Origin of the sequence: Streptomyces sp. NPDC046821, from assembly GCF_040645335.1 — a bacterium.
In the GTDB taxonomy this organism is placed as follows: Bacteria; Actinomycetota; Actinomycetes; order Streptomycetales; family Streptomycetaceae; genus Streptomyces.
Window position 1 is genome coordinate 112,812 of sequence record NZ_JBEYYB010000009.1, and the last position, 20,149, is coordinate 132,960.

Below are 20,149 nucleotides of genomic sequence, written 5' to 3' on the forward strand. Positions count from 1 at the left end.
AACCAGTGGCCTCACGCCGGCGAACCAGTGGCCTCTGCACCCTGACGAGTCGTCCATGCCCCGGGCGCGCCGGCGATCCACTCCTGGCGAGCCGGCGCCGCCCCCCGGCGAACCGGTGGTGACTGCACTCCGACGAGTTCCTGCCCCGCCGCGTCAGCGGCGCCACCGCCGACCAGCCGCCCCGGCCAAGCAACAACCCCCAAACCCGCTACAGCACCCATCACCGAACAACAACCCCCAAACCCACCACAGCACCCCTCACCGAACAACAACCCCCGCCCCCACCCCCAGCAACCCCAACTCCCCCCGAGTAGGCGCCCCCTCCCAGTCACCCACCTGCGCCACCGCGAACGCCCCCGTGGTCACCGCCCGGTCCAGCCGCCCCTCCAAGCCCTCACCGTCGAGCCACGCCGACAGATACCCGGCCACGAACGCGTCCCCCGCCCCCACCGCGTCCACCGCCCGCACCGGCCGCGCCGGAACCCGTAGCTCACCCTCATCGGTGTGACCCACCGCCCCCTCCGCGCCGAGCTTGACCACGACCTCGCGCACCCCGAGTTCGAGAAGCGCCTTGACCGGGTCGGCCTCGCCGGGCGGCGGCGCGCACAGCGGCAGCTCGTCATCGGAGGCGATCAGCAGGTCGACGTACGGCATCCAGCCCCGCAGTTCCTCCGCCGCCGCCGGTGAACTCCACAACTGGGAGCGGTAATTGGCGTCCACGCTGACCAGGACGCCCCGGGCATGAGCGAGGCGAAGCGCCCGTCGGCAGGCGTCCCGTGCGGACGCGCTCAGCGCCGGCGTGATCCCCGTGAGATGCAGAACGCGCGGCGGCGGACCGGCCGCGAAAGCCCGTTCCACCGCCTCGACCGTGAGGCGCGAGCCCGCCGAGCCCGCACGGTAGTACTGCACGCGGGTCACCTCGGGCAGCCGCGGTTCGAAGAGGATCAGGCCCGTCGGGGCGCCGGCGTCCCGGGTGACGTCCGACGTGTCGACCGACTCGGCCCGCAACGTGCGCAGCACCAGCTCACCGGCCTCGTCGGCCCCGACCGAACCCGCCCAGCGGACCCGGTGGCCGAGCCGCGCGAGCCCGATGGCGACGTTCGACTCGGCGCCCGCGACCGACAGGTCCATCGAACCGCCGAGCTTGAAAGGACCGTGTCCGCGCAGCGAGACCATCGTCTCGCCGAAGGTCAGTACGTCGGCGGCCGCACTCACCGGGACGTCTCCACCCTGAGCCCCCCGCTCACCACCCTCACTCACCCGCACACCGCCCTGAGTCGCCCGCACGCCTCCCCGAGCCTCCCGCCCATCACCCTGACTCACCAGCACACCACCCTGAGTCCCCCCAAGCTCTCCTGAGCCCCCCGCCCACCACCCCGACTCACCCGCACACCGCCCTGAACTCAACCGCGCGCTTGGTCAGTTGTTCCAGGTCCCCGCCGTCCGCCGCGTCACCGACGAGCGGCGAGCCGACCCCCACCGCGATCGCGCCGCCCTCCAGATACACGGTCGCCGCCGCCGCGTCGACCCCGCCCACCGGCACGAACGGCGTCTCCGGGAACGGCCCCCGCAGCGCCTTCAGATACGACGGACCGCCCATCGCGGACGCAGGGAAGAGCTTCAACGCCGTCACTCCGGCCGCCTCGGCCGCGATGACATCGGTCGGAGTGAGCACGCCCGCGAGCACCGGCAGCCCCTGCCGCAGCGATTCGTCGACGCCGGCGCCGAGTCCCGGCGTCACGATGAGATTCGCCCCCGCCTCGGCGGCCCCACGGGCGTCCTCCCCCGTGAGCACCGTGCCCGCGCCGAGCCAGGCGTCGTCGCCGAGTTCGGCCCGCGCCCGGCGGATCACGGTGAGGGCGTCACGTCCGCTCAGGGACACCTCCACCAGCAGGATTCCGGCTTCGGCGAGAGCCATCACCGTACGGAAGGACGCGTCCGCGTCGCTCCCCCGGACGATGGCTACGAGGCGCTCGGCACGCAGTGCGGTGGTGAAATCCATGGTGCTCCCAATTATTTGTCGATGACCCCCTGAGGCGTGGACCCTTGGGTGATCGACGACGTGGACCCTTGGGTGACAGACGGAGGCGTGGGGTGAGTCTGGAGGCCGGCCCGGGCGCGGTCCTCGAGGGCGGCGACCTCCGGGTGGCGCGCCCGCCAGTAAGGGTTGTCGTGCGGCAACGTCCCGCTGACGCGCCCGTACATCCCGAACGCCATCAGCATCACGCCTACCACGAAGCTGAACAGCACGTTCTGGATGTGGAAGGCGAGGAAGTTGAAGCGGGTCTGGAGAAGCGCCAGGTTCACGAAACCGCTCAGGATGAACAGGACCCCGAAGACCATGTTGATCGTCGAGGCGACGTTCCTGCCGATGACCGTCCCGGCGAACAGCAGCAGCCCCACGCAGATCGACAGGACGCTGAGGGCACCGTTCGTGTTGAGCCCGGCGACCCGGTCACCACCGGTGTCGAAGAAGCCGATCTCGTCGATGAGCCCCAGGATGCCGAACACGACGAGTACGAGCCCCATGAGGCCCGCGCCGATCCGGTACACCTTGCAGAGCCCGTGATCGACCGGCAGATGATCGTCGAGAACGACGCGCGGATGCCGGAACCGGGACGGGTGGATCCCGGGTACATGCGTGGCCATGTGCGCCTCCCTTGCACGTACGTGCCTCAAGGATCCGCCCGCGCCCCCGACACCGGCAACAGCTCGCGCCAAGGCTCCCGATCCCGTTCAGGCGGGCGTGCCCCGCTCCTCCCGGATCTGAGCGACGACACGGGCCACCGTCTGCCGGACGGCCTCCGTCTCCGTGAGGAAGTGCCAGTAGTCGGGGTGATGCCCCTCGAGACCGGCGACGGCGCGGTCGAGACGCGTCACGGAGTCGTCGAGCGGGCGGGCGTGCCGCGGGTCCGGGGTGCTGCGGCCGGACATCGCGAGCCGCTGCGCGTCCCGGATCGCGAACCGCGTCCGTTCGATCTCCTGCTGCGGGTCCTTCGCCACGGCGTTCAGCCGGTGCAGGCGGTCCGAGGCGGCCGACACGTCCTCGTCCGTCGTGTTCAGCAGGGCCCGGACCGTCGAAAGCAGCGACGTCGCGTCCGGCCACCGCTGCTCGTCCCGCGCGGCCCGCGCCTCGCCCAGCTTCCGCTCCGCCTGCCGTACGTTTTCCGCGGCCTTCTCCGGTACGTGCTGAAGGTCCTGCCAGCACGGCGCCGTGAACCGTCTCCGCAGCTCACTCAGTACGGGCTCGACCTGCCCGGCGCGCGTCGTCAGAGCCTGCGCGCGCGTGCGCAGCGACACGAGCCGGTGGTCGATCTCGGCGGCCCGCTCCGGCAGCCGCTGCGCCTCGGCCCGTACGGCCTCGGCATCCCGCGCGACCCGCTCGGCACGCTCCAGGGTCTCCGGGACGCCGTGCTGCCCGGCGCCCTGATTGAGCCGGGTGAGCTCGGGCCCGAGGGCGGCGAGCCGGGCGGCCAGATCGTCGGCCTTGAGACCGGCGCTGCGCACCGCGTCCAGGGAGTTGCTGGCGGCGAGGAGCGCCTGCCGGGCACGCTCGATCGCGGGGGCGACGCGCGCGAGCTGCGTCTCCGCCTTGCCGAGCAGCGGCCCGAGCCCCTGCGCGAACCGGTCGAGGTCCAGCTTCACCCGGGTCAGCTCGTCCTTGGCACGGGTCAGCTCGGTGCGGGCCCGCGAGACGACCGACGCCTCCAGGTCGTCCCGGTCGAGATCCTGGGCGTCCACGGCGGTGATGTACTGCAGGCTGACCTCGTCGATCCGTCGGCCGAGCTCCTCGAACTGGGACACGGTGCGGCGCGCCGCGGGGGAGTCGTCGACAGCGGTGATGGTCTCGATGGAGATCCGCAGATCCCGCTGCGCGGTGTCGAGTTCGTAGAACGCGGCAGCCGCGGCGTCCTTGGCAGCCTGAGCCTCGGCCCGCTGCCCCTCCCCCCGCCCGAACCACCGCCGCGTACCGCCTCCGGCGAAGGCGGCGGGCGTAGTCGCGAGAGCAACGGCGACGAGGGGTACGGGAAGCAGGACGAGCCCGACGAGATCACGCAGGCCGCTCAGCGGGGCACGCGGTCGTGGTGAACGCAGAGAGACGCGAGCCCACGGCTCCCGCAGCGCGGCGGCGCGAGGCCGCTCGGACGACGCCTTCGGCCGCATCGGTGGTGTCGCCGTCACTACCCTCTCCCGTGCTGCCCTCGGCCGTGCACTGCATCCGCCCTGCCCGGTGTCATTCTCCCACCCGTTACTGACGAACACACGGGCCGGATAGTTCGCGCGCGGCCCACATCCCGCCGCCCGTCGCCCCAGCCCAAACGGGTTTGCGGGGCACCGCCACCGGCAAGGTAGGCTGTCGAATCATCCCGGGCGCGTAGCTCAGCGGTAGAGCGCTGCCCTTACAAGGCAGATGTCGGCGGTTCGAAACCGTCCGCGCCCACCTGGTTTGACCAGCAGCGGAGCCCCTTACCATGATCGGTAAGGGGCTCCGCTGTGATCGTTTAGGAGAATTTTAGGAGATCAACTCCGGAAAGATCTCAACTCGCGGCCTCCAGCGCCACGCGCTGCCCGCGCTGCCAGCGGGCTTCGAGCCGGTCCAGTCGGTGCTTCCGCATCTCCGGCGTGACGTGCTCGTATGTCCCCTCAATATCCTTCGGCACCCAGCCCATCGTCAAGAACCGCAGAGCCCGGTCGACACCGTCGTCCTTCATCCACGTGTCGTGCGTGTGACGCGCCCCACGCATCGTGAAGTCCGGCAGGATCGGATCCCACGCAGCCCGCGGCGCATGTCCCTTGGCGCCGGCATACGCATCACGGCCGCTCGCCGCCGGACGCAGGACACGCCCGAAGTTCCCGCGCCGCCAGAACTGCCCGCCCGGAGTAGAGAACGGATGCTCGTGCGGCCACGCCTCGATGTGCTCCTCGAGGAGCCGCACCAAGAACTCCGGCACGTCCACCTCGCGCGCGCTGTACTTGTTCTTCGGCGGCCCGAGGTACAGCTCGACCACCGCCTTCGGCACTTTGCGGCGCCGAGCCTTCCAGCCCTTCTCCTGACACTCTGCGAGCCTCTTGTCTTCGGCGGCGTGCCAGAGAGCGAGGCGCTCCTCGTCCAGCTCGAACTCGTCCTCGTGCAGCGAGCCGACCCTCGGATCGATCCGGAGCACGTGCCGGACAAACGGCTTCCCGTCGATCCTGTCCTCGCGCTTCAGCAGGCAGTTGTCCCGGTGCAGACCCGTCAACTCGCCCCAGCGCAGACCGAGATAACAGTCCGCCAGGACCATGAGGCCGTGCACACCACCGAGCCGGTCGTACAGGCGGAACGCCTCATCGGGCTGCGCCCACACCTCTTCCTCGTCCTCGGTGTGATGGTCCGCGCCGACGATGATCCGCCGCCCGTACAGCTTGTTCGCCGGGATATACCCCGCGTCCTCCGCGCCGCTGAGGATGGTGCTCAGCAGACTCCGGGCCTGGCTCACCGTTGACGGATGGTGCTGCCCCACAGGCTTCGCGGCGCGCGTCGCCCAGCCCTTCACCGTGAAGACGTTGTTCACTTCGACCAGCGGAGAGTGCTCGAACGCCGGCAGGAGGATCTGGTCGAGCAGATGCCGCCGCCGCGTCACGGTCCCAGGCCGCGGCTTGTTCGCCTTCTTCCAGAGCTCCACCCAGTCGCCGAACTTCGTCTGCGCCTTGGCCGGATCGATCCAGCCGCCGGCGCGGATCGCCGCCTCCTGCTGGTCGCCCCAATCCTCGGCCAGCTTCTTCGTCGGGAACCCGGGCTCGGTGCCCTTACTGCCGTCGGGCTTCTTGTAGCAGGCCCGCCACGTGAACTGCTTGGTCGGCTTCCCGTTGCGGACCTTGAAGACCTTCTCCGCGTATGCCACCGCTCGCCCCCTTGGATCTCAGCTACACGGCCTGGTTCAGGGCCCGTTCGGCGTCAGGGACCCTCTGCCAGTGTGGCGACCGCGCAGTGAGTTGGCGGGAGATTGCCGAAGCCGCATCCTCTTCGATGGCGCTTGCGTCCACGGTGTAGGTGATGGCGTCAGCGCTGTCCTCGAGGTGGAGCGCAAAAGGCTCCGGCAGGTCGTCCTCGCGCTCGATCTGTACGGGAACTGTCTTCCCCCGCGCCATGGTTCGAGCTCGTGGTACCCAGCGCCGTGCCTGCTCGGTCATCGCGGCCGAGAACCAATCGGCGCCCTCTTCCGTGATGTCTTCCTCGTGGAAGTGGAAGGTGCAGCCGGTCGCGTGGTCGACGATGAACGGCGCGAAGTGGTCCCCACCAGAACGCTCAACTTGCATGACCCACATGCTCATTTCCCCGATCCGAGCAGTGCCCCCCTCGGTGACGGTCTGTGCATGTAAGCACACAATGAGGCTGGACGCGCCGACTGGGATGAAAGTTTTCTTACGAGTCTGGTGTGGTTTCTGACTCGTTCGCGACATCCTGCAGATGGCGGCGCGCCTTGCGGTATTGCTGCCACCGCCGGTCGAGTTCCTCCTCGGTCATGTCCTGAGCGCCCTTGAGGATCACGACGATTCGGGTGTCCTCGTCGGCCGGCCCGAGCGGGATGACCATGCTGTCCAGCGTCTGCCCTGAGCGGAGTTCGAGCTCGACCGCCGGCGGGAGGTCGGACTTCGGCCGCTCGGGCGCCGGCGCTGCGGCGGCTGCGGGAATGCGGGTGGGCTCGCCCCCGGCGAGGACGTTGTCGGGGGAGTCGTCGGTCCAGTCCAGGAGGCGCGCGTAAGAGCGCATCGTGTTGGACACCTTGGTGAACGCCTTGCCCTTGCCCTGGCTGCCGCGCTCGATGGCCTGGATCGGAGTGCGGCTGACATGCAGTCGCTCCGCCACCTGGACCTGCGTGAGGCCGAGCGCTTCTCGCGCGTCGGCGAACGCTCGGCCGAGCCGTTCCCAGTCTCGTTCCATGGCTCCTCATCATGCACTAATTCCATGCAACCACCTAGCCGGGTTCCGGCCTTTTGACCTGCGCTTTGGCTCACAAACGGAGCGTTTGGGTTTCATGGGGCGCACTCGTCCCAGGGGTGAATGCGCGCCCCCTGGGGCGCAGGAAGCTCGGAAAACGAGCATTGATGTAGCGCTAGCGCTTGCCTGGCGTGCCTCAGGCGGCTAGCTTGTGATGCGTGAGACCGCACTCCGGCGCTATCCGCTTCAGACGGGAGGCTCTGAAAATGAGCCTTGTTCAGCTCTCTTCCCTGACCGGGATCTCCAAGGGACATCTCTCCTTGGTGCAGAACGGCAAGGCGGGACTGGGCGACGAGAACATTCGTCGCCTCGCGGACGCGCTGGGTGTCACCCCTGCTGACATCACCCACGAGGAGAAGCCGTGACAGCCCCAAGGGCCGCGCACAAGCGCACTCCCGAGATCAGAGAGAACCTGCCCGCCCCCACCACTCCCGAGGGCGAGCTCTTCCACTACACGCCTTACGAGGCCGCCCAGTGGTCGCCCTTCTCGGGCCGGACGCTGGCTGACCTGATCGCCCGCCGAGAGATCGAGTACGTCTTCAACGGCCGCGACAACTACCTGACCGGCCTGCAGATCGTCGCGCTCTCGCGGCGCTACACGGTCGCGCCGTTCTCGAAGCCGGCACGCGCCAAGACCGCGACCGCCGCGTAGTCGAGCCGAACGGCAATGAGGCCGCCCCGTAACCGCCAAGTCCGGGACGACCTCGCGATCCACACGAGTCGAACCTGCAGAACAGGAGCGTGGACCGTGTCCACATCATCCCAGACCCCCCGGCTGAAACAGCCGGAAAGCCTTTCCCCTCTGTCGCCCGTGCAGCGCGAAGCCGTCGCCGCGGCCCTGGGGGACGCTAAGCCCGTCGGCCCGGAGGTCCTCGCCACCCTGGCCCAGGCCACGGCCAACGTCCGCGAGCACGAGCACCCGGAGTGGGAAGACCTCTACTGCTTCAACCTCGTGGCGTACATGGGCGAGCGCATGGCCCCGGTGTTGCGCCGCCTGCTCGACACCGAAGCCCGGGTCGCCGAGCTGGAGGCCGCGCCCACCACGGTCTACCGAGCCGAGCACCAGGACGCCGGCATCACCCTCGGCCACTACGCCACCCAGGCCGCCGCCCGCGCGCACTGCGAGGCCATGGTCCGGCAGGAGGAGCCCGCTGGCTCCATCCGGAACATGAGCTGGTGGGCAGACGACATCGGTGAAGACGCCGTGTACGAGCTGCACTTCACCCCTGCCGAGACTGGCAGCTTGATCCGTGGCACTGGCTACGTCGTGACGCCGCTTGAGGTCGCCTCCGAGCACGACGAGGAGGCCGACGAGTGAAGACGCAGCAGACGATCAGCATCGAGATCGACACCGACCGACTGGCGTCTCACCCGGACTCGCACCTCGCCATGCTGTGGCACGTCGCGCAGGCCAACCCGGCACTGCACGGCGACGTCGCCGCTGGCGAGATCGTCCGCCACGTCGGGTCAGAGATCATCCGCCGCTGGCTCAAGGCCGCGCCGGCCGAGATGTACCACCACCAGGACCGGCACCACTACTGGTCGAACCTGTCCCGTTTCGCCTCGTGGGACGTCGTCCGCCAGGAGTGGACGCTCAACGAGGAGAAGGTCGCCAAGCTCCGCGAGGACGGTGAGCCGCATGGCGACTCCCACTGACGAGCGGCCGCTCGCGGACATCGTCGAGGACGAGCTGCTGCTCGTGGACTCCGCGTTCCGGCGCGCGTTCGGCCAGGACCTCGCCACCTGGGGCCCCGAGACGAGGGCGTTGTTCTACGACGCGAACGGCGAGGTCTACGCCCGGTACGCCGCGCAGGGGGTGCCCGGATGCTGAGCATCTACGACAAGGCCGAGATCCGCGCGAAGCAGTCGGACAACCCTCCGCGCTTCATGGGCCAGTTCATGGGCACCCTCGCGAGCATCGCGCACGGCGACGACGTCGAGCACTGGCGTCGCGACCTGTCCGACCCCATCGTCGTCGCCGCGCAGATCGAGGCACTCGCTGCAGCCCGCATCCACGCCAGCCAGGGCCACAGTGCCCGCTGCGTGTGCCTGCCCTGCCGTGTCCGCCGCAATGACGAGTTCCTCGACGCGATCCGGCAGGAGGTTCACGCGTGAGCACGCCCACGCCGGAACTGCCGGCGCTCGACCCGGACTACGCCGCCTCGCTGCGTGACGGGTTCACCGAGTCGCTCGACGACTTCGACCGCCGCATGGCCGCCACCGAGCAGCAGACCAACACCGCCCAGGGGGACCCGTCATGACGAACGACCTGCACGGAGTACGGCTCGAACCGGACGGCACACAGCGCGACATCATCGTCGCAGCCCACAACCTTCACGACACCCTGCGCCGCGAGCTCGACGGCCCGGTCGAGTTCGGGCACTACGGCACCGTCGAGTCCGCGGTCAGCCTGGCCGTCCACGAGTTCAGTGCGCTCAACGGGTCCCCGGTGAACGGGCCGGCCACCGCGTTCGTCTCGGCGCTCCGCGGGGAGCAGCTCAGCTACTGGCTCCACGGCTCGGTCATCCTGTTCGGCTACGACCCGCAGCGCGGCGACCTGGTCGACCTCAGCGACGAGCAGCGCACCACCCTCAGCAAGATCCCCGCCGTCGGGGGTGCCGCATGAAGTGCGGAGAGGTGAAGCCCGGCGACACCTGGCGGGCCTGTGACCGCGACATCGAGCACAGCGGCGACCACACATACCTGGGCGACCGCTGGCCCCGTCCCGAGCCGGCCGAGCCGGACTGGGACGTGCACGAGTTGCTTGAGGACGCAATCCCCGCGAACGCGTGGGGGATCGAGGAGCGCAGCTACCCGGTCATCGTCACCGAGACCATCACCCGTGTCCTCTGGGTGGATGCCGAGAGCGAGGACAAGGCGCTGACCTACTGGGCCAACGACTACTGCGACATCCCCCTCCGGGACGCCGACGTAATCGATGGCGGCCTGGAGTTCGAGCGGCCGGACCAGTGGCAGCGCCAGGCGGCGTTCAAGCCGAACCGCGCCGTCGCCAAGGTCGGCCCGCTCATCGCGTGCCCGGACTGCGGCAAGGAGGCGTTCCGGCGGTCCTGGATCCACGACCCGTACCGGAAGTGCCACGGCCCGATCGAGTGGCGGATCTCCGGTCTCGGTCGACCGAGGCGCGAGTTTCGCGAGACCCCCGTGCACGCCGAGGCGGTGGCCGCATGAGCGCCATCACGGGACCGCAGCTGCTGGTCCAGATCGACGGCCAGACGCACCCGTTGACGAACTGCACGTGGATCACGTGGGCGCCCTGTGGTTGCCCTTGCGGGGCGATGACCGCAGCGTTCGGTGACGAAGCATTCGCCACCGAGGAGCAGGCGTGGCGAGAGCACTACCCGACGAAGCGCGAGCGCGACAAGTACCGGCGACAGGGCTACCGCATGGAGCTCATGAGCTGGGACCGCTACCGCGCCGATGTCGACCTCGCCGCCCGCTGCCCGCACGGCAAGGGCGATACCACGCAGCAGACGCTCGACGCCGCAGCGACGGGCGGTGCGTCATGAGGAACCCGCTCGCCGCTACCGGCCTTCACCGCTACACGCGCCAGCAGCTGGCCCACGACCGTGACGCGGCCCGCGCTGAGGTGCTTCGTCTCGACGGAGTGATCCGCGGCCTCGACCAGAAGGTCATTGCGCTCGGCAACGAGAACGAGCAGCTGCGCGCGGACGCGGTCGACGTGTCCGTGGAACGCCAGCTGCGGCAGGCCGCCGAGGACAAGGCGAGCCAGCTCGAGGAACAGCTCCGCGCTCTCAAAGCGGCCGACGCGAACCGTAACCGGATCACGGTGCCGCCCGTACCCCGCGACATCGACTCCGACGACAAGGCCACTGTGCCCGCCGGCGTCAACGTCCGCACCCTTCGCGCCGCCTTCAACCCGGCCGTCGCGTAACCCGCTCGCCAGGCGGGCGGTGACCCCTCTCGCCCGCCTGGCGCCCCAACCGTTCGGAGAACAGCATGAGCACCACCGAACCCACCATCACAACGGATACAGCTCGCCACGTCCTGTGGGTCTTCGGCCGTGACGGTGGCTTCCGGCCCGGCACGTTCACCCAGAAGCTGCTCGAGCTCCTCGCCTACGCCGACGAGCAGAACACCTCGAAGATCGCCAGCGCGTACCCCGTCGAGGCTGCTGCGGTCCGCCTCGCCAAGTACGACGAAGCGGGAATCACCACGCTCCAGGCCATCGCCGTCGGGGGCGAGGCGTGAGCGCACCGACTGGCGTGCTGCTCGGCACGTTCGAGCCGGGCACCCCGGAGTGGGAGGAAGCCCGCGCCGGCCTGTGCATCACCGGCACGGAGGTCGCCGCCGTAGTCGGCCTATCTCCGTGGCAGTCCGCGTTCAGCCTCTGGCACAAGAAGGCCGGCCTGCCGCACCCGCCGTTCACCGCCGACCCGGCGATGGAATGGGGCGTCCGCCTGGAGCCCGCCGTCGCCCTCAAGTGGGCGGACGAACACTCCGACTTCGGCGTCGAGACGACCGGCACGTGGCGACATGTCGACCGCGAGTGGCAGCGCGCTACCCCCGACCGGCGCCTCACCCAGCACGGCCGCACCGTCGCGCTCCTCGAGGTGAAGACGTCTCCGCTCGGGGAGAACTGGGGCCCCTCCGGAAGCGACGAGTTGCCCGTCTACTACCGGTGTCAGATCCAGTGGCAGCTCGACACGCTCGGTCTCGACCTCTGCCACGTCGCGCTTCTCGTCGGCGGCTGCGACTACCGCGAGTACGTCGTCGAGTACGACGAGACCGACGCGAAGACGCTGCGCGACGCCGCCGAGACGTTCCTCGACACCGTCCGTCGTGACGAGCGCCCGCCCATCGACGGATCCGACGCCACGTACCAGACGATCCGACTGCAGCACGAAGGCCGCGACGACGTCGACGTCGAGATCTCCGCCGAGCAGGCCGCTGACTACGAGATCGCCCAGCAGAACAACAAGGCCGCCGACCGCGAACTCACCCGAGCCCGAGGCCAGATCCTCGACGCCCTCGGCACCGGCCGATGGGCCGTCCACAGCGGCCGCCGCATCGCCTACCGCACCGTCACCGCAGAGGGCGCCACGCTCGCCCTCCAGCCCGCCAGGAGCCACGCCCCATGAGCGAGATCAGCAAGGCCATCGAGAAGCGCGACAACGGGCCCGCTGCGGTCGTGGAGAAGTACCGCGAGTCTCTCGCCCTCGTCATGCCCAGCCACCTCCAGCAGCGCGTCGGCGCGTGGATCCGCAACACCCAGGGCCTGCTCCGCCGCGACCCGAAGCTGATGGAAGCCGCGCAGAACGACGTCGGCCAGTTCATCGCCGTCCTCATGGACGCCGGACGCCTCGGCCTGGAGCCGGGAACCGAGCAGTACTACCTCGTCCCGCGCTGGAGCAAGAAGAAGCGCTGCACCGAGGTCACGGGAGTCCGCGGCTACCAGGGCGAGATCGAGCTCATGTACCGGGCCGGCGCCGTCTCCTCCGTGATTGTCGAAGTCGTCTATAGCAACGACCAGTTCCAGTTCCGGCCCGGCCGCGACGAGCGGCCCATCCACGACATCGACTGGGACGCCGAAGACCGCGGCCAGCTCCGCCTCGCCTACGCCTACGCCGTCATGAAGGACGGCGCCACAAGCAAGGTCGTCGTCCTCAACAAGGGCCACATCGCCAAGGCCCGCGCCAAGTCCGACAGCGCCGACAAGGACTGGTCGCCGTGGAACACCGACGAGGAAGCGATGTGGCTGAAGACCGCAGCACATCGCCTCGCCAAGTGGGTGCCGACCAGCGCCGAGTACATGCGCGAGCAGATCCGCGCCCAAGCCGTCGTCGACAGCGAACAGCGCCCCGAGCCCCTGCCCGTCACCATCCCCGCGCCGGCCGCCGGGACGGTCGACGACGACTACGACGACAGCCCCATCGACGCCGAGTTCGTCGACGACTGATCTAGGAGACCTCAGCCATGAACAACAACGTCACCATGACCGCCGTCGACGGCACGGACGCGCTCGCCTTCGTCGTCATCCGCCCCGGCAAGACCGAAGGCGGCGTCGAGATCGAGGCCGTTGCCAACGGCATGAGCCAGCCTGGCGCCGCTTACGTCCTGCGCCATGTCGCCAACCAGTGGGACGGCGGCGGGGACGACCCCAGCGCGACCATTAGTTCCCTCAACACCCTCGCCGAGAAGCTCGAAGAGATCGTTGCGCAAGCTCCTCGCCACCCGCAGTGGATGTCTGAGGACCCGCTGTCCCTGTCCGGGCGAACCGAGCACGACCGCGCCGTCGCCTACCGCAACGCAGCCCGAGCGATCCGGCACGTGCTCTGCACCGGCGACCTGCCGGACGACCTTGCAGATGACGCCGACCTTGCGCCCCAGGACGGGGGTGCGTCATGACCCAGCAACTCCAGTTCCCGGAGCCGGTGCAGGGCGTCGTCGACCAGGCGGCTGGCGAGGCGGCGAAGCAGGTCGGCATCGCGCGCGCCACCGAGAACACGGACGTCGACTGGGCGACCGCCTGCCGGGCCGCGATCGAGGTCATGGCCCGCCGAGGCGTCCCGTTCCAGGCCGCCGACCTGATCGCCGAGGGCCTCGTCGACGAGCCGGACCACACCGCCCGCTGGGGCGCAGCGTTCAACGCCGCGGCCCGCGCCGGCCTCATCGAGGAGGCCGGGTTCGTGAAGTCCAAGAGGGCCACCGTCCACAAGTCCATCTGCAAGCAGTGGACCGGCAGCGCCTCGCCCCAGACGGAGGCGGCGGCGTGATCGGCGACCTCATCGCGATCTCCGTGATCCTCGCCGGGGCCTGCGGCGCCGCCTACTGCACCCGCCAGCTGCTCGCCGCGCTCCGCGAGCCGGACCCGCGCGACGCGATCCTCGCCGAGGCCAACCTCCGCATCGCCGCCCTCCGACGCGAGACCGAACCCGGATGCGACCTCGCCCTCCAGGACGAATGCGAACTCATCCTCGCCGCCACCAACGACCCGATCAACAAGGGGGACTCGTGACCGCCAGCTTCGAATGGATGGACGCAGCGCTGTGCGCCCAGACCGACCCCGAGATCTTCTTCCCGGAGAAGGGCAGCTACAGCCGGCCGAAGCGGGTCTGCGCCGCGTGCCCGGTCCAGGAGGAGTGCGGTGAGCACGCCCAGCGCTTCGAGGGGACGGTGTCCCACAGCCTCCGCCACGGCCTGTGGGGTGGCCAGGCCGGCGTGTCCCGGGCCAAGGCCGCTGAGGGGCGCGCGGCATGACCGGGCCCACTCTCACCGAGCTCGTCGCTGCCATCGTCCGGCGCGACGACTGGCGGCACCTCGCCAGCTGCACCGGCTACGACCCGGAGACCTTCTTCCCTGTCGGCACCACGTCCCTCGAGCTGGCCAAGGCCAACGAGGCCAAGGCCGTCTGCCGCCGCTGCCCCGTCCGGGAGCACTGCCTCCAGTGGGCCCAGGAGGCGTACATCGCCGACGGCATCTGGGGCGGTCACACCCCGAAGGAACGCGAGGCGCTCCGCCGACGTGCCGCACGACAGAAGCGATCAGCCGCCAGCGCCGCACCGGCGTCTGAGCCCGCACCCGCTCGGGCCAGCCCCCAGCAGTGACCCGCGCACGAATCCGCACTTCCCACGCCAGCACCAGCCGAAAGAAGCCCGATGTCCTGGTTCAAGGTCGACGACACGGCCCACACCCACCCCAAGCTGCGCGGGGCGGGCACGGCCGCGATCGGTCTCTGGACACTCGGCGGCTCCTACGCCGCGCAGTACCTCACCGACGGCATGGTGCACGCCCACTTCGTGAAGACCACAGCCACCGCTCCGCAACTCGCGAGGCTCGTGAAGGCGGGGCTGTGGCACCCGGCCGGCCACGGCTGCGCGCGCTGCCCGCAGCCCGACTCCGGCGACTACGTCATCCACGACTACCTCGTGTACAACCCGAGCCGCGAGAAGGTCACGACGGAGCGGGAGCGGGCCGCCGAGAAGAAGCGGAAGCAGCGGTCCGGAAGTGAATCGCGGCCGAATCGCGGTGGAAACGAGCGCGATTCGGGCCCGAATCGAGACGGAATCGAAGACGATTCGCGGACGAAAGAAACGCGATTCTCAGACGAGTTCGCAGGTCAGGAAGATGTGTCCCCTGCGGACTCCCTCGGGACCTCGCGCGCGCGCGTTAACCCGACCCGACCCGACCCCCCGTCTCCTACGGAGACGGGGGAACAAGCTAGCTACGGCGGAGAGCTCGCCCGCATCGGCGATCGGCCCCGCATCCCGGCCGCCAGCCAGCCCCTCGTCGAGGCCCTCACCGCCAACGGGATGGTCGTCGGCTGGGACCTCAAGCCTGGCGAGTGGTTCCTCATCGAGGCGCTCATCGCCCGCTGCGGCATCCCCGCCCTCGTCGCCTCCGCCGCCGCCAGCTGGCACGGCTCCCGCACCCGGCCCCGCGCCGGCCGCTACTTCCTCCCCGGCTGGCGCTCCCTCCCCGACGTCCCCGCCGGAACGCCTGACGGCCCGATTGATCGCCTCCCCGCCCACCAAGGCGGCGAAGTCCTCGCCCTCGGCAAATCCCGCCAGCAGCAGGACACCGACGACTGGGCCGACCGCGCCCTGGCCCGAGCGAAAGCCCGCGACGCCCAAGGAGGCACCGCGTGAACAACCAGGAATCCACCATGCTCTGCCGCTACGTGCGCGCCCTCTGCCCGCAGCAGAAGTTCGACGAGTACACGCCCGACGCCTGGCACGACCTCATCGGCGACTACCGCCTCGACGACTGTCGCGCCGCCGCCGCAGCCGTCGCCCGCCGGCAGCCCTTCGTCAGCCCCGCCGAGATCATCGACGAGATCCGCGCCCAACGCGCCACGGCCGCCACTGACTTCCAGGGGCCTGGCCTGTGCGCCGAGGTCCCGGATGCGGACCCCGACGACGTGAAGGCCTACCTCGCCGCGATCCGCGGCCAGCGCACCCGTGCGGGCGACGGGCAGTCACTCCACCGCAGGCCGGTCGCTGAACTCGTCGAGTCCCTCGGCGACCAGCTCCTCGCGGACTACGCCGACACCGTCACCCAGGTCCGCCGGCCGGGCCCGCTCGGAGTCGAGTGCCCCACCTGCAAGGCCGCCATCGGCCGCCCTTGCAAGGCCCCCGCTCGTGACGGGCGTTCGCCCCGCGAGCGTGGCCCGCACTCCGCCCGCCGAACCGCGGCGAAGGGCGAGACCACCGTCCAGGCCGACGACGTCGAAGCGCGCCGTGCCGGCTACCTCCACCAGCTCGAGCAGATGACGGAGCCCACCGCATGACTGACCGTCCGCACGGATACTCCAGGTACCGGCTCGACGGCTGCCGCTGCTACACCTGCGGTTGGGCCGTCGCCCAGTACAACGACGCCCGCGAGCAGGCCATGCGCCTCGGTACCTGGCAGCCCTGGACCGACGCCGAACCCGTCCGCGCCCATCTCCGCAACCTTCAGTCCTGCGACATGGGCCTGCGTGCCATCGCCGCTGCTGCCGGCGTCGACCGCCAGCGACTCAACGCCGTACTCAACGGGCGGCCCGAGCGCGGCACCGGGCCGCAGGAGAAGGTCCGCCCCGAGCTCGCCGCCGCAGTCCTGGCCGTCGAGCCCACCTTGGACAACCTCGCCCCGTCCACGCTCATCAACCCGCTGGGCACCCAGCGGCGCGCTCACGCCCTGGTCGCCGTCGGCTGGCCCCAGCACCATCTCGCCGTCGCGATCGGCATGTTGCCCCGCAACTTCGGCGCCATGCTCCTCCGCCCGAACGTCCTCGCCCGCCGGGCCCGCGAGATGCGCGACCTGTACGCCGCCCGCTGGAACGCCGACCCGGCGGCCTACGGCGCCACCGAGGGCGGCATCAACCGGGCCCGCCGCTACGCCGCCGACCGCGGCTGGGCGCCCGTCGGCGCGTGGGACGAGGACACCATCGACGACCCCGCCGCCGTCCCCGAGTGGACCGGCGTCTGCGGGACCCCCGCTGGCGCCGCAGTGCACTACCGCATCGGAGTGCCGGTCTGCCCGCCCTGCTGCGAAGCCCGAGCCGAAGCCCGCCGCGCCCGCAAACAACTCTGCGCCGCCGACAACGACGCCGCCTGACCACCATGAAGGAGCACACCATGCCTGCGCCCCCACCGCCCCGGCACCCCGTCCCGGACCACATCCCGCCGCACCTGGCCGAGGCGTTCGCCACCGCCAAGGGCAGCCCGATCCGCCCGCACTGCCCCTACCAGCTCGGCGACCCCGTCCAGATGCACGGCTACCAGGGCGAGGTACCCGGGTTCCGCCGCACCGGGTTCCGCGGCTGGGCCATCGCCACCCTCGGCGCCACGATCCTCACCGGCATCACTGAGGACGGCCGCCCGTGGGCTGAGGAGTGGGGCCGCCTCCAGCCCGCCGGCCAGCAGGTCGACCCGTGGGGCTGCTGCACCTGCTGCCGCGAGGAGCGGCTGACGCTCCGCCGCGCCGAGTACGAGCGGCTCCAGGCGCAGCCCGAGCAACTCGACCTCTTCGCCACCATCCCGTGATCACCAAGGAGAACCCCATGACTTACCGCCCCGACATGAACGCGATCGAGCTCGACGAGGCCGACGGCTACCCGCGCCAGGCCGACACCCCTGACCCGTGCACCTGCGACGACGAGAACACCCTCGTGTCCGTCGACATGGGCTACCAGGACGGCGGCGTCGTCGACATGTGTAACGGCTGCTACGCGGAGATGCAGCGCTGCGAGGGCCCGCAGTGACCGCGCACACCCTCGGCGTCGAGATCGCCTGCGACGGGCCAGACGGGTCCCGGGACTGCCCCGAGTCCGCCGCTGTCCGCGCGCGCTTCGCGTCGCTGACGGCCGCGCAGGTCCGAGCGGACGGCCGGTTCGACGGCTGGGCTCGCCGTCGCCGCGGTGGCCGGCTGGTCGACCTGTGTCCCGCCTGCAAGCCCACCCCGTGACTCGCCAACATTCCACGAAGGAGCAGCACATGACCATCACGCCGGATCTCTCCACCTTGGCGCCGCTCGCCCGCGTCATCGCCGACACCGTTCAGCAGACGCCCGTCCGACTCGGCACCCCTGAAGGCGCCGTCGACCTCATCCAGCAGCTGATCCTCAACACCGCCGCGTACATGGGCAGTGAGCTCCCCGACACCCCGGGCCTGGCCCGGCACATGGTCGATCTCGACGCCGAACGGCAGCGGCAGATCGCCAAGTTCGGCGACCAGCGCCACCCCGACGGCACCGGCAGCGTGCACCAGCGGCAGGCCGCCGACCTGGCACGCGCGGAGTGCGAGGACGCATTCGGTGCGGGCTACGGGACTTGGTGCCACGTCCTGTTCGAGGAGGTCCGGGAAGCCCTCGCGGAGAAGTACCGCGCCAAGCTGCGCGCCGAGCTGGTGCAGGTCTCCGCAGTGTGCGCCGCATGGATCGCTGACCTCGACAGCCGGCCCACCCCGTGACCACGCGCACGGCCGCCCCTGCTCGTAACAGGGGCGGCCGGCCCGACCAGTCCACCACACGACACCCCGGAGACGACATGACCGCCGACCAGCCGTTCGACTACCGGTCGTACTCGGAGCCTCGACTCACCGCCCGCCAGCGGATCCTCAACCTGCTGACCGGGCGCGCCGCGTGTCCGGCGCCGCGTCCTGTCGACGAGGCGGAGCAGCTGCTCGACGCCTACCAGACGGAGACGCTCGCCCAGCGCGCTGTCCCGGCGTCTGCTGGCGGGGACCTCCGCGCCCGCATCGCCCAGGCGCTCGAAGAGGCCGACTACCGGATGGACATGCGCCGCGGCGACCTCGCCGACGCGGTGCTGGCCGTCCTCCCGAAGCCCGTCGACCAGACTGCCGAGATCCAGAGGATCCGCGCTGAGCGGGACGAAATGGTCCGGCAGCGCAACCAGATCGCCCTGCACACCATGAAGGCCATCCTCGCGCCCGCCGACGCTCCCGCCGAGCTGGCGCCGATGTTCGAGGGCATCGCCCGCCTGCTCGCCACGAGCCGCCGCGACATGGGGCAGCACTACGCCGACGCCTGGCTGTACGCCATCTTCCTCGGCTGGGACTGCGAGAAGACCGAGCACGACGAGACGTGCGTGCACGGCGCCATGGAGGAGATCGCCGCCGACCACGGATGGGATGCCGCGACGGTGGCGAAGGTCCGCCGCTACCGGGCCGCCGTCCGCCGCACGGTGGACCAGACCGGCACGCCCACGCCCGCGGACCAGACCGCGACGCCCGCGTCCACCGCGCCGCTCGCGGCCGGCCTGCCGCTCGTCAAGGGTCGCTGCCCCGCCTGCGGCACGGCCGGCCTGTTCCTCGGCGACGGCGGGTACGTGACGTGCTCGCTCATCGGCTGCCCGGAGCCGGACGCCGCGACCACCGTCCTGGAGCGCGGCAAGGGCACCGCGCCCGTCGACCGGGCCGCCGTGCTCCGCGAGGCGTACCACGCGATCGCCGCCCTCCCGAAGCCTCCGAATCCGGACGCGGCCGACGGCATGCGGGAAGCCGCCGAAGCGCTCCGCCGCATGGCCGACGAGGCGCAGCAGGCCGAGCTCGAGGCGCCGCGCGTCGCCGAGTGCGCGAACTGTCGGCGCGAGATCGAGAACCGCAGCGAGCCGAACATGGGCGGCCCCGCTCGCGACAACTGGGTTCACCTGCCCGGCGGTTACACCATCTGCCACCCGCAGCAGCCGAACAGCCCGCGCGCCGAGCCCGCAGAGCAGGAGCCGGTCCAGCTTCGGTGGGGACTCGACGACGTCATGTACGGCGACGACGACACCACCGCCGTCATGCTCTCCGGCCCGGCGCGTGAGCCGTACTGGCTGGAGCTCGCCCCCGAGCGCGCCGCCGCCCTCCGTGCCGCGCTCGCCGGACCCGACCGCGCCGAGGAGCGCGCCGAGCCCGAGGAGACGGCATGACCACCGCCCGAGATGCCGCGTTGAAGGCAGCCGAGTGGGCCGCCAAGGCCGACGCAGCAGCGGACGCCGCCGCCGACTGCCGGAAGAAGGCCGCCCACTTCGCCACGCTGCGGAACAACCAGCACCACGCAGCCGAACACCGCGCGGACGCCGACGCCGCCGACGCCCGGCAGCAACGCGCCGCGGCCGCCGCCACCATGTGGGCCGCCGTTGCAGGCGCCCTACACGCCACCGAGGCCGCCGGCCAACTCGCCCTGGAGGACTCGTGAGCCGTCACC

The 20,149-nt window shown here is 70.6% G+C and carries 35 protein-coding genes and 1 tRNA gene; 29 read left to right on the forward strand and 7 right to left on the reverse strand.

Going from position 1 to position 20,149, the window contains the following annotated elements:
* Positions 1 to 258: 258 nt before the first annotated feature.
* The 4 genes from ABZ893_RS19420 to ABZ893_RS19435 form a co-directional block, all read right to left on the reverse strand.
* A complete protein-coding gene (locus tag ABZ893_RS19420) occupies positions 259 to 1,215 on the reverse strand; it encodes a sugar kinase (protein WP_361404869.1) in 957 nt (318 codons plus the stop codon).
* A gap of 166 nt (positions 1,216 to 1,381) precedes the next feature.
* Positions 1,382 to 2,002 carry a bifunctional 4-hydroxy-2-oxoglutarate aldolase/2-dehydro-3-deoxy-phosphogluconate aldolase gene (locus ABZ893_RS19425; protein ID WP_361404872.1) on the reverse strand — a complete coding sequence of 207 codons (621 nt, stop codon included), beginning with the start codon at positions 2,000 to 2,002 and terminating at the stop codon, positions 1,382 to 1,384.
* An 11-nt stretch (positions 2,003 to 2,013) separates the two neighbouring features.
* Positions 2,014 to 2,649: a DUF4383 domain-containing protein gene (locus ABZ893_RS19430; RefSeq protein ID WP_361404875.1), complete on the reverse strand. Its 636-nt coding sequence runs from the start codon at positions 2,647 to 2,649 to the stop codon at positions 2,014 to 2,016.
* An 87-nt stretch (positions 2,650 to 2,736) separates the two neighbouring features.
* Positions 2,737 to 4,164, reverse strand: a complete 1,428-nt coding sequence (locus ABZ893_RS19435) for a hypothetical protein (RefSeq protein WP_361405771.1) — start codon at positions 4,162 to 4,164, stop codon at positions 2,737 to 2,739.
* Positions 4,165 to 4,369: 205 nt separating this feature from the next.
* Here ABZ893_RS19435 and ABZ893_RS19440 point away from each other — a divergent pair.
* A tRNA-Val gene (locus ABZ893_RS19440) sits at positions 4,370 to 4,441 on the forward strand.
* Positions 4,442 to 4,538: 97 nt separating this feature from the next.
* Here ABZ893_RS19440 and ABZ893_RS19445 read toward each other — a convergent pair.
* From ABZ893_RS19445 to ABZ893_RS19455, 3 genes are all read right to left on the reverse strand, one after another.
* Positions 4,539 to 5,882 (reverse strand): hypothetical protein, encoded by a 1,344-nt coding sequence (locus ABZ893_RS19445; RefSeq protein WP_361404878.1) that lies wholly within the window; start codon positions 5,880 to 5,882, stop codon positions 4,539 to 4,541.
* 22 nt (positions 5,883 to 5,904) lie between these two features.
* Positions 5,905 to 6,312, reverse strand: a complete 408-nt coding sequence (locus ABZ893_RS19450) for a hypothetical protein (protein ID WP_361404881.1) — start codon at positions 6,310 to 6,312, stop codon at positions 5,905 to 5,907.
* 91 nt (positions 6,313 to 6,403) lie between these two features.
* Entirely contained in the window at positions 6,404 to 6,922 is a 519-nt protein-coding gene (locus tag ABZ893_RS19455) for a helix-turn-helix domain-containing protein (RefSeq protein ID WP_361404884.1), read from the reverse strand.
* Between the two features lie 215 nt (positions 6,923 to 7,137).
* Here ABZ893_RS19455 and ABZ893_RS19460 point away from each other — a divergent pair, with 215 nt between their 5' ends.
* The 28 genes from ABZ893_RS19460 to ABZ893_RS19595 all read left to right on the forward strand — a co-directional run bounded on the left by ABZ893_RS19460 (position 7,138) and on the right by ABZ893_RS19595 (position 20,140).
* Complete coding sequence (locus ABZ893_RS19460; RefSeq protein WP_361404887.1) at positions 7,138 to 7,344, forward strand: helix-turn-helix transcriptional regulator; 207 nt, start codon at positions 7,138 to 7,140, stop codon at positions 7,342 to 7,344.
* Positions 7,341 to 7,631: a hypothetical protein gene (locus ABZ893_RS19465; protein WP_361404890.1), complete on the forward strand. Its 291-nt coding sequence runs from the start codon at positions 7,341 to 7,343 to the stop codon at positions 7,629 to 7,631. Before ABZ893_RS19460 ends, ABZ893_RS19465 begins: the two co-directional genes overlap by 4 nt.
* Positions 7,632 to 7,727: 96 nt before the next feature.
* The gene (locus ABZ893_RS19470) at positions 7,728 to 8,297 is read left to right on the forward strand and encodes a hypothetical protein (protein ID WP_361404893.1); all 570 of its coding nucleotides are present in this window, start codon (positions 7,728 to 7,730) and stop codon (positions 8,295 to 8,297) included.
* Positions 8,294 to 8,635: a hypothetical protein gene (locus tag ABZ893_RS19475; protein WP_361404896.1), complete on the forward strand. Its 342-nt coding sequence runs from the start codon at positions 8,294 to 8,296 to the stop codon at positions 8,633 to 8,635. Before ABZ893_RS19470 ends, ABZ893_RS19475 begins: the two co-directional genes overlap by 4 nt.
* Positions 8,619 to 8,810, forward strand: a complete 192-nt coding sequence (locus ABZ893_RS19480; protein ID WP_361404899.1) for a hypothetical protein — start codon at positions 8,619 to 8,621, stop codon at positions 8,808 to 8,810. The genes ABZ893_RS19475 and ABZ893_RS19480 overlap by 17 nt, the downstream gene beginning before the upstream one ends.
* The gene (locus ABZ893_RS19485) at positions 8,804 to 9,094 is read left to right on the forward strand and encodes a hypothetical protein (RefSeq protein WP_361404902.1); all 291 of its coding nucleotides are present in this window, start codon (positions 8,804 to 8,806) and stop codon (positions 9,092 to 9,094) included. Before ABZ893_RS19480 ends, ABZ893_RS19485 begins: the two co-directional genes overlap by 7 nt.
* A complete protein-coding gene (locus ABZ893_RS19490; RefSeq protein WP_361404905.1) occupies positions 9,091 to 9,240 on the forward strand; it encodes a hypothetical protein in 150 nt (49 codons plus the stop codon). The genes ABZ893_RS19485 and ABZ893_RS19490 overlap by 4 nt, the downstream gene beginning before the upstream one ends.
* On the forward strand, positions 9,237 to 9,605 hold the full coding sequence (locus ABZ893_RS19495; protein WP_361404908.1) for a hypothetical protein: 369 nt from the start codon (positions 9,237 to 9,239) through the stop codon (positions 9,603 to 9,605). The genes ABZ893_RS19490 and ABZ893_RS19495 overlap by 4 nt, the downstream gene beginning before the upstream one ends.
* The gene (locus ABZ893_RS19500; protein ID WP_361404911.1) at positions 9,602 to 10,168 is read left to right on the forward strand and encodes a hypothetical protein; all 567 of its coding nucleotides are present in this window, start codon (positions 9,602 to 9,604) and stop codon (positions 10,166 to 10,168) included. The genes ABZ893_RS19495 and ABZ893_RS19500 overlap by 4 nt, the downstream gene beginning before the upstream one ends.
* A complete protein-coding gene (locus tag ABZ893_RS19505; RefSeq protein ID WP_361404914.1) occupies positions 10,165 to 10,506 on the forward strand; it encodes a hypothetical protein in 342 nt (113 codons plus the stop codon). The genes ABZ893_RS19500 and ABZ893_RS19505 overlap by 4 nt, the downstream gene beginning before the upstream one ends.
* Positions 10,503 to 10,892, forward strand: coding sequence for a hypothetical protein (locus ABZ893_RS19510; protein ID WP_361404917.1), 390 nt, complete (start codon positions 10,503 to 10,505; stop codon positions 10,890 to 10,892). Before ABZ893_RS19505 ends, ABZ893_RS19510 begins: the two co-directional genes overlap by 4 nt.
* A 65-nt stretch (positions 10,893 to 10,957) precedes the next feature.
* Positions 10,958 to 11,209, forward strand: coding sequence for a hypothetical protein (locus ABZ893_RS19515; protein WP_361404920.1), 252 nt, complete (start codon positions 10,958 to 10,960; stop codon positions 11,207 to 11,209).
* Positions 11,206 to 12,099 carry a lambda-exonuclease family protein gene (locus ABZ893_RS19520; RefSeq protein ID WP_361404923.1) on the forward strand — a complete coding sequence of 298 codons (894 nt, stop codon included), beginning with the start codon at positions 11,206 to 11,208 and terminating at the stop codon, positions 12,097 to 12,099. Before ABZ893_RS19515 ends, ABZ893_RS19520 begins: the two co-directional genes overlap by 4 nt.
* A complete protein-coding gene (locus ABZ893_RS19525) occupies positions 12,096 to 12,917 on the forward strand; it encodes a recombinase RecT (protein WP_361404930.1) in 822 nt (273 codons plus the stop codon). Before ABZ893_RS19520 ends, ABZ893_RS19525 begins: the two co-directional genes overlap by 4 nt.
* A gap of 17 nt (positions 12,918 to 12,934) precedes the next feature.
* Positions 12,935 to 13,366 (forward strand): hypothetical protein, encoded by a 432-nt coding sequence (locus tag ABZ893_RS19530; RefSeq protein WP_361404932.1) that lies wholly within the window; start codon positions 12,935 to 12,937, stop codon positions 13,364 to 13,366.
* Positions 13,363 to 13,734 carry a hypothetical protein gene (locus ABZ893_RS19535; RefSeq protein WP_361404935.1) on the forward strand — a complete coding sequence of 124 codons (372 nt, stop codon included), beginning with the start codon at positions 13,363 to 13,365 and terminating at the stop codon, positions 13,732 to 13,734. Before ABZ893_RS19530 ends, ABZ893_RS19535 begins: the two co-directional genes overlap by 4 nt.
* The gene (locus ABZ893_RS19540) at positions 13,731 to 13,976 is read left to right on the forward strand and encodes a hypothetical protein (protein ID WP_361404938.1); all 246 of its coding nucleotides are present in this window, start codon (positions 13,731 to 13,733) and stop codon (positions 13,974 to 13,976) included. Before ABZ893_RS19535 ends, ABZ893_RS19540 begins: the two co-directional genes overlap by 4 nt.
* 17 nt (positions 13,977 to 13,993) lie before the next feature.
* Complete coding sequence (locus ABZ893_RS19545) at positions 13,994 to 14,218, forward strand: WhiB family transcriptional regulator (protein ID WP_361405774.1); 225 nt, start codon at positions 13,994 to 13,996, stop codon at positions 14,216 to 14,218.
* Positions 14,215 to 14,565: a WhiB family transcriptional regulator gene (locus ABZ893_RS19550; protein WP_361404941.1), complete on the forward strand. Its 351-nt coding sequence runs from the start codon at positions 14,215 to 14,217 to the stop codon at positions 14,563 to 14,565. Before ABZ893_RS19545 ends, ABZ893_RS19550 begins: the two co-directional genes overlap by 4 nt.
* A gap of 51 nt (positions 14,566 to 14,616) precedes the next feature.
* Positions 14,617 to 15,606 (forward strand): mucin-2, encoded by a 990-nt coding sequence (locus ABZ893_RS19555; RefSeq protein WP_361404944.1) that lies wholly within the window; start codon positions 14,617 to 14,619, stop codon positions 15,604 to 15,606.
* A complete protein-coding gene (locus tag ABZ893_RS19560) occupies positions 15,603 to 16,247 on the forward strand; it encodes a hypothetical protein (RefSeq protein WP_361404947.1) in 645 nt (214 codons plus the stop codon). The genes ABZ893_RS19555 and ABZ893_RS19560 overlap by 4 nt, the downstream gene beginning before the upstream one ends.
* Positions 16,244 to 17,056 (forward strand): hypothetical protein, encoded by an 813-nt coding sequence (locus ABZ893_RS19565; RefSeq protein ID WP_361404950.1) that lies wholly within the window; start codon positions 16,244 to 16,246, stop codon positions 17,054 to 17,056. Before ABZ893_RS19560 ends, ABZ893_RS19565 begins: the two co-directional genes overlap by 4 nt.
* Positions 17,057 to 17,076: 20 nt before the next feature.
* Complete coding sequence (locus ABZ893_RS19570) at positions 17,077 to 17,484, forward strand: hypothetical protein (protein ID WP_361404953.1); 408 nt, start codon at positions 17,077 to 17,079, stop codon at positions 17,482 to 17,484.
* 17 nt (positions 17,485 to 17,501) lie between these two features.
* Complete coding sequence (locus tag ABZ893_RS19575) at positions 17,502 to 17,702, forward strand: hypothetical protein (RefSeq protein ID WP_361404956.1); 201 nt, start codon at positions 17,502 to 17,504, stop codon at positions 17,700 to 17,702.
* Positions 17,699 to 17,905, forward strand: a complete 207-nt coding sequence (locus ABZ893_RS19580) for a hypothetical protein (RefSeq protein ID WP_361404959.1) — start codon at positions 17,699 to 17,701, stop codon at positions 17,903 to 17,905. The genes ABZ893_RS19575 and ABZ893_RS19580 overlap by 4 nt, the downstream gene beginning before the upstream one ends.
* Positions 17,906 to 17,934: 29 nt before the next feature.
* Complete coding sequence (locus ABZ893_RS19585) at positions 17,935 to 18,408, forward strand: NUDIX hydrolase (RefSeq protein WP_361404962.1); 474 nt, start codon at positions 17,935 to 17,937, stop codon at positions 18,406 to 18,408.
* A gap of 77 nt (positions 18,409 to 18,485) precedes the next feature.
* Complete coding sequence (locus tag ABZ893_RS19590; RefSeq protein ID WP_361404964.1) at positions 18,486 to 19,871, forward strand: hypothetical protein; 1,386 nt, start codon at positions 18,486 to 18,488, stop codon at positions 19,869 to 19,871.
* Positions 19,868 to 20,140 carry a hypothetical protein gene (locus ABZ893_RS19595; protein ID WP_361404967.1) on the forward strand — a complete coding sequence of 91 codons (273 nt, stop codon included), beginning with the start codon at positions 19,868 to 19,870 and terminating at the stop codon, positions 20,138 to 20,140. Before ABZ893_RS19590 ends, ABZ893_RS19595 begins: the two co-directional genes overlap by 4 nt.
* The last annotated feature ends 9 nt before the right edge of the window (positions 20,141 to 20,149 follow it).

Bases quoted from the DNA above. Each gene is read 5' to 3' on its own strand.
- ABZ893_RS19425 (WP_361404872.1), bottom strand. From the start codon at position 2,002: ATGGATTTCACCACCGCACTGCGTGCCGAGCGCCTCGTAGCCATCGTC.
- ABZ893_RS19430 (WP_361404875.1), bottom strand. From the start codon at position 2,649: ATGGCCACGCATGTACCCGGGATCCACCCGTCCCGGTTCCGGCATCCG.
- ABZ893_RS19435 (WP_361405771.1), bottom strand. From the start codon at position 4,164: ATGCGGCCGAAGGCGTCGTCCGAGCGGCCTCGCGCCGCCGCGCTGCGG.
- ABZ893_RS19450 (WP_361404881.1), bottom strand. From the start codon at position 6,312: ATGAGCATGTGGGTCATGCAAGTTGAGCGTTCTGGTGGGGACCACTTC.
- ABZ893_RS19455 (WP_361404884.1), bottom strand. From the start codon at position 6,922: ATGGAACGAGACTGGGAACGGCTCGGCCGAGCGTTCGCCGACGCGCGA.
- ABZ893_RS19480 (WP_361404899.1), top strand. From the start codon at position 8,619: ATGGCGACTCCCACTGACGAGCGGCCGCTCGCGGACATCGTCGAGGAC.
- ABZ893_RS19485 (WP_361404902.1), top strand. From the start codon at position 8,804: ATGCTGAGCATCTACGACAAGGCCGAGATCCGCGCGAAGCAGTCGGAC.
- ABZ893_RS19495 (WP_361404908.1), top strand. From the start codon at position 9,237: ATGACGAACGACCTGCACGGAGTACGGCTCGAACCGGACGGCACACAG.
- ABZ893_RS19500 (WP_361404911.1), top strand. From the start codon at position 9,602: ATGAAGTGCGGAGAGGTGAAGCCCGGCGACACCTGGCGGGCCTGTGAC.
- ABZ893_RS19505 (WP_361404914.1), top strand. From the start codon at position 10,165: ATGAGCGCCATCACGGGACCGCAGCTGCTGGTCCAGATCGACGGCCAG.
- ABZ893_RS19510 (WP_361404917.1), top strand. From the start codon at position 10,503: ATGAGGAACCCGCTCGCCGCTACCGGCCTTCACCGCTACACGCGCCAG.
- ABZ893_RS19515 (WP_361404920.1), top strand. From the start codon at position 10,958: ATGAGCACCACCGAACCCACCATCACAACGGATACAGCTCGCCACGTC.
- ABZ893_RS19525 (WP_361404930.1), top strand. From the start codon at position 12,096: ATGAGCGAGATCAGCAAGGCCATCGAGAAGCGCGACAACGGGCCCGCT.
- ABZ893_RS19530 (WP_361404932.1), top strand. From the start codon at position 12,935: ATGAACAACAACGTCACCATGACCGCCGTCGACGGCACGGACGCGCTC.
- ABZ893_RS19535 (WP_361404935.1), top strand. From the start codon at position 13,363: ATGACCCAGCAACTCCAGTTCCCGGAGCCGGTGCAGGGCGTCGTCGAC.
- ABZ893_RS19545 (WP_361405774.1), top strand. From the start codon at position 13,994: ATGGACGCAGCGCTGTGCGCCCAGACCGACCCCGAGATCTTCTTCCCG.
- ABZ893_RS19550 (WP_361404941.1), top strand. From the start codon at position 14,215: ATGACCGGGCCCACTCTCACCGAGCTCGTCGCTGCCATCGTCCGGCGC.
- ABZ893_RS19555 (WP_361404944.1), top strand. From the start codon at position 14,617: ATGTCCTGGTTCAAGGTCGACGACACGGCCCACACCCACCCCAAGCTG.
- ABZ893_RS19565 (WP_361404950.1), top strand. From the start codon at position 16,244: ATGACTGACCGTCCGCACGGATACTCCAGGTACCGGCTCGACGGCTGC.
- ABZ893_RS19570 (WP_361404953.1), top strand. From the start codon at position 17,077: ATGCCTGCGCCCCCACCGCCCCGGCACCCCGTCCCGGACCACATCCCG.
- ABZ893_RS19575 (WP_361404956.1), top strand. From the start codon at position 17,502: ATGACTTACCGCCCCGACATGAACGCGATCGAGCTCGACGAGGCCGAC.
- ABZ893_RS19585 (WP_361404962.1), top strand. From the start codon at position 17,935: ATGACCATCACGCCGGATCTCTCCACCTTGGCGCCGCTCGCCCGCGTC.
- ABZ893_RS19590 (WP_361404964.1), top strand. From the start codon at position 18,486: ATGACCGCCGACCAGCCGTTCGACTACCGGTCGTACTCGGAGCCTCGA.
- ABZ893_RS19595 (WP_361404967.1), top strand. From the start codon at position 19,868: ATGACCACCGCCCGAGATGCCGCGTTGAAGGCAGCCGAGTGGGCCGCC.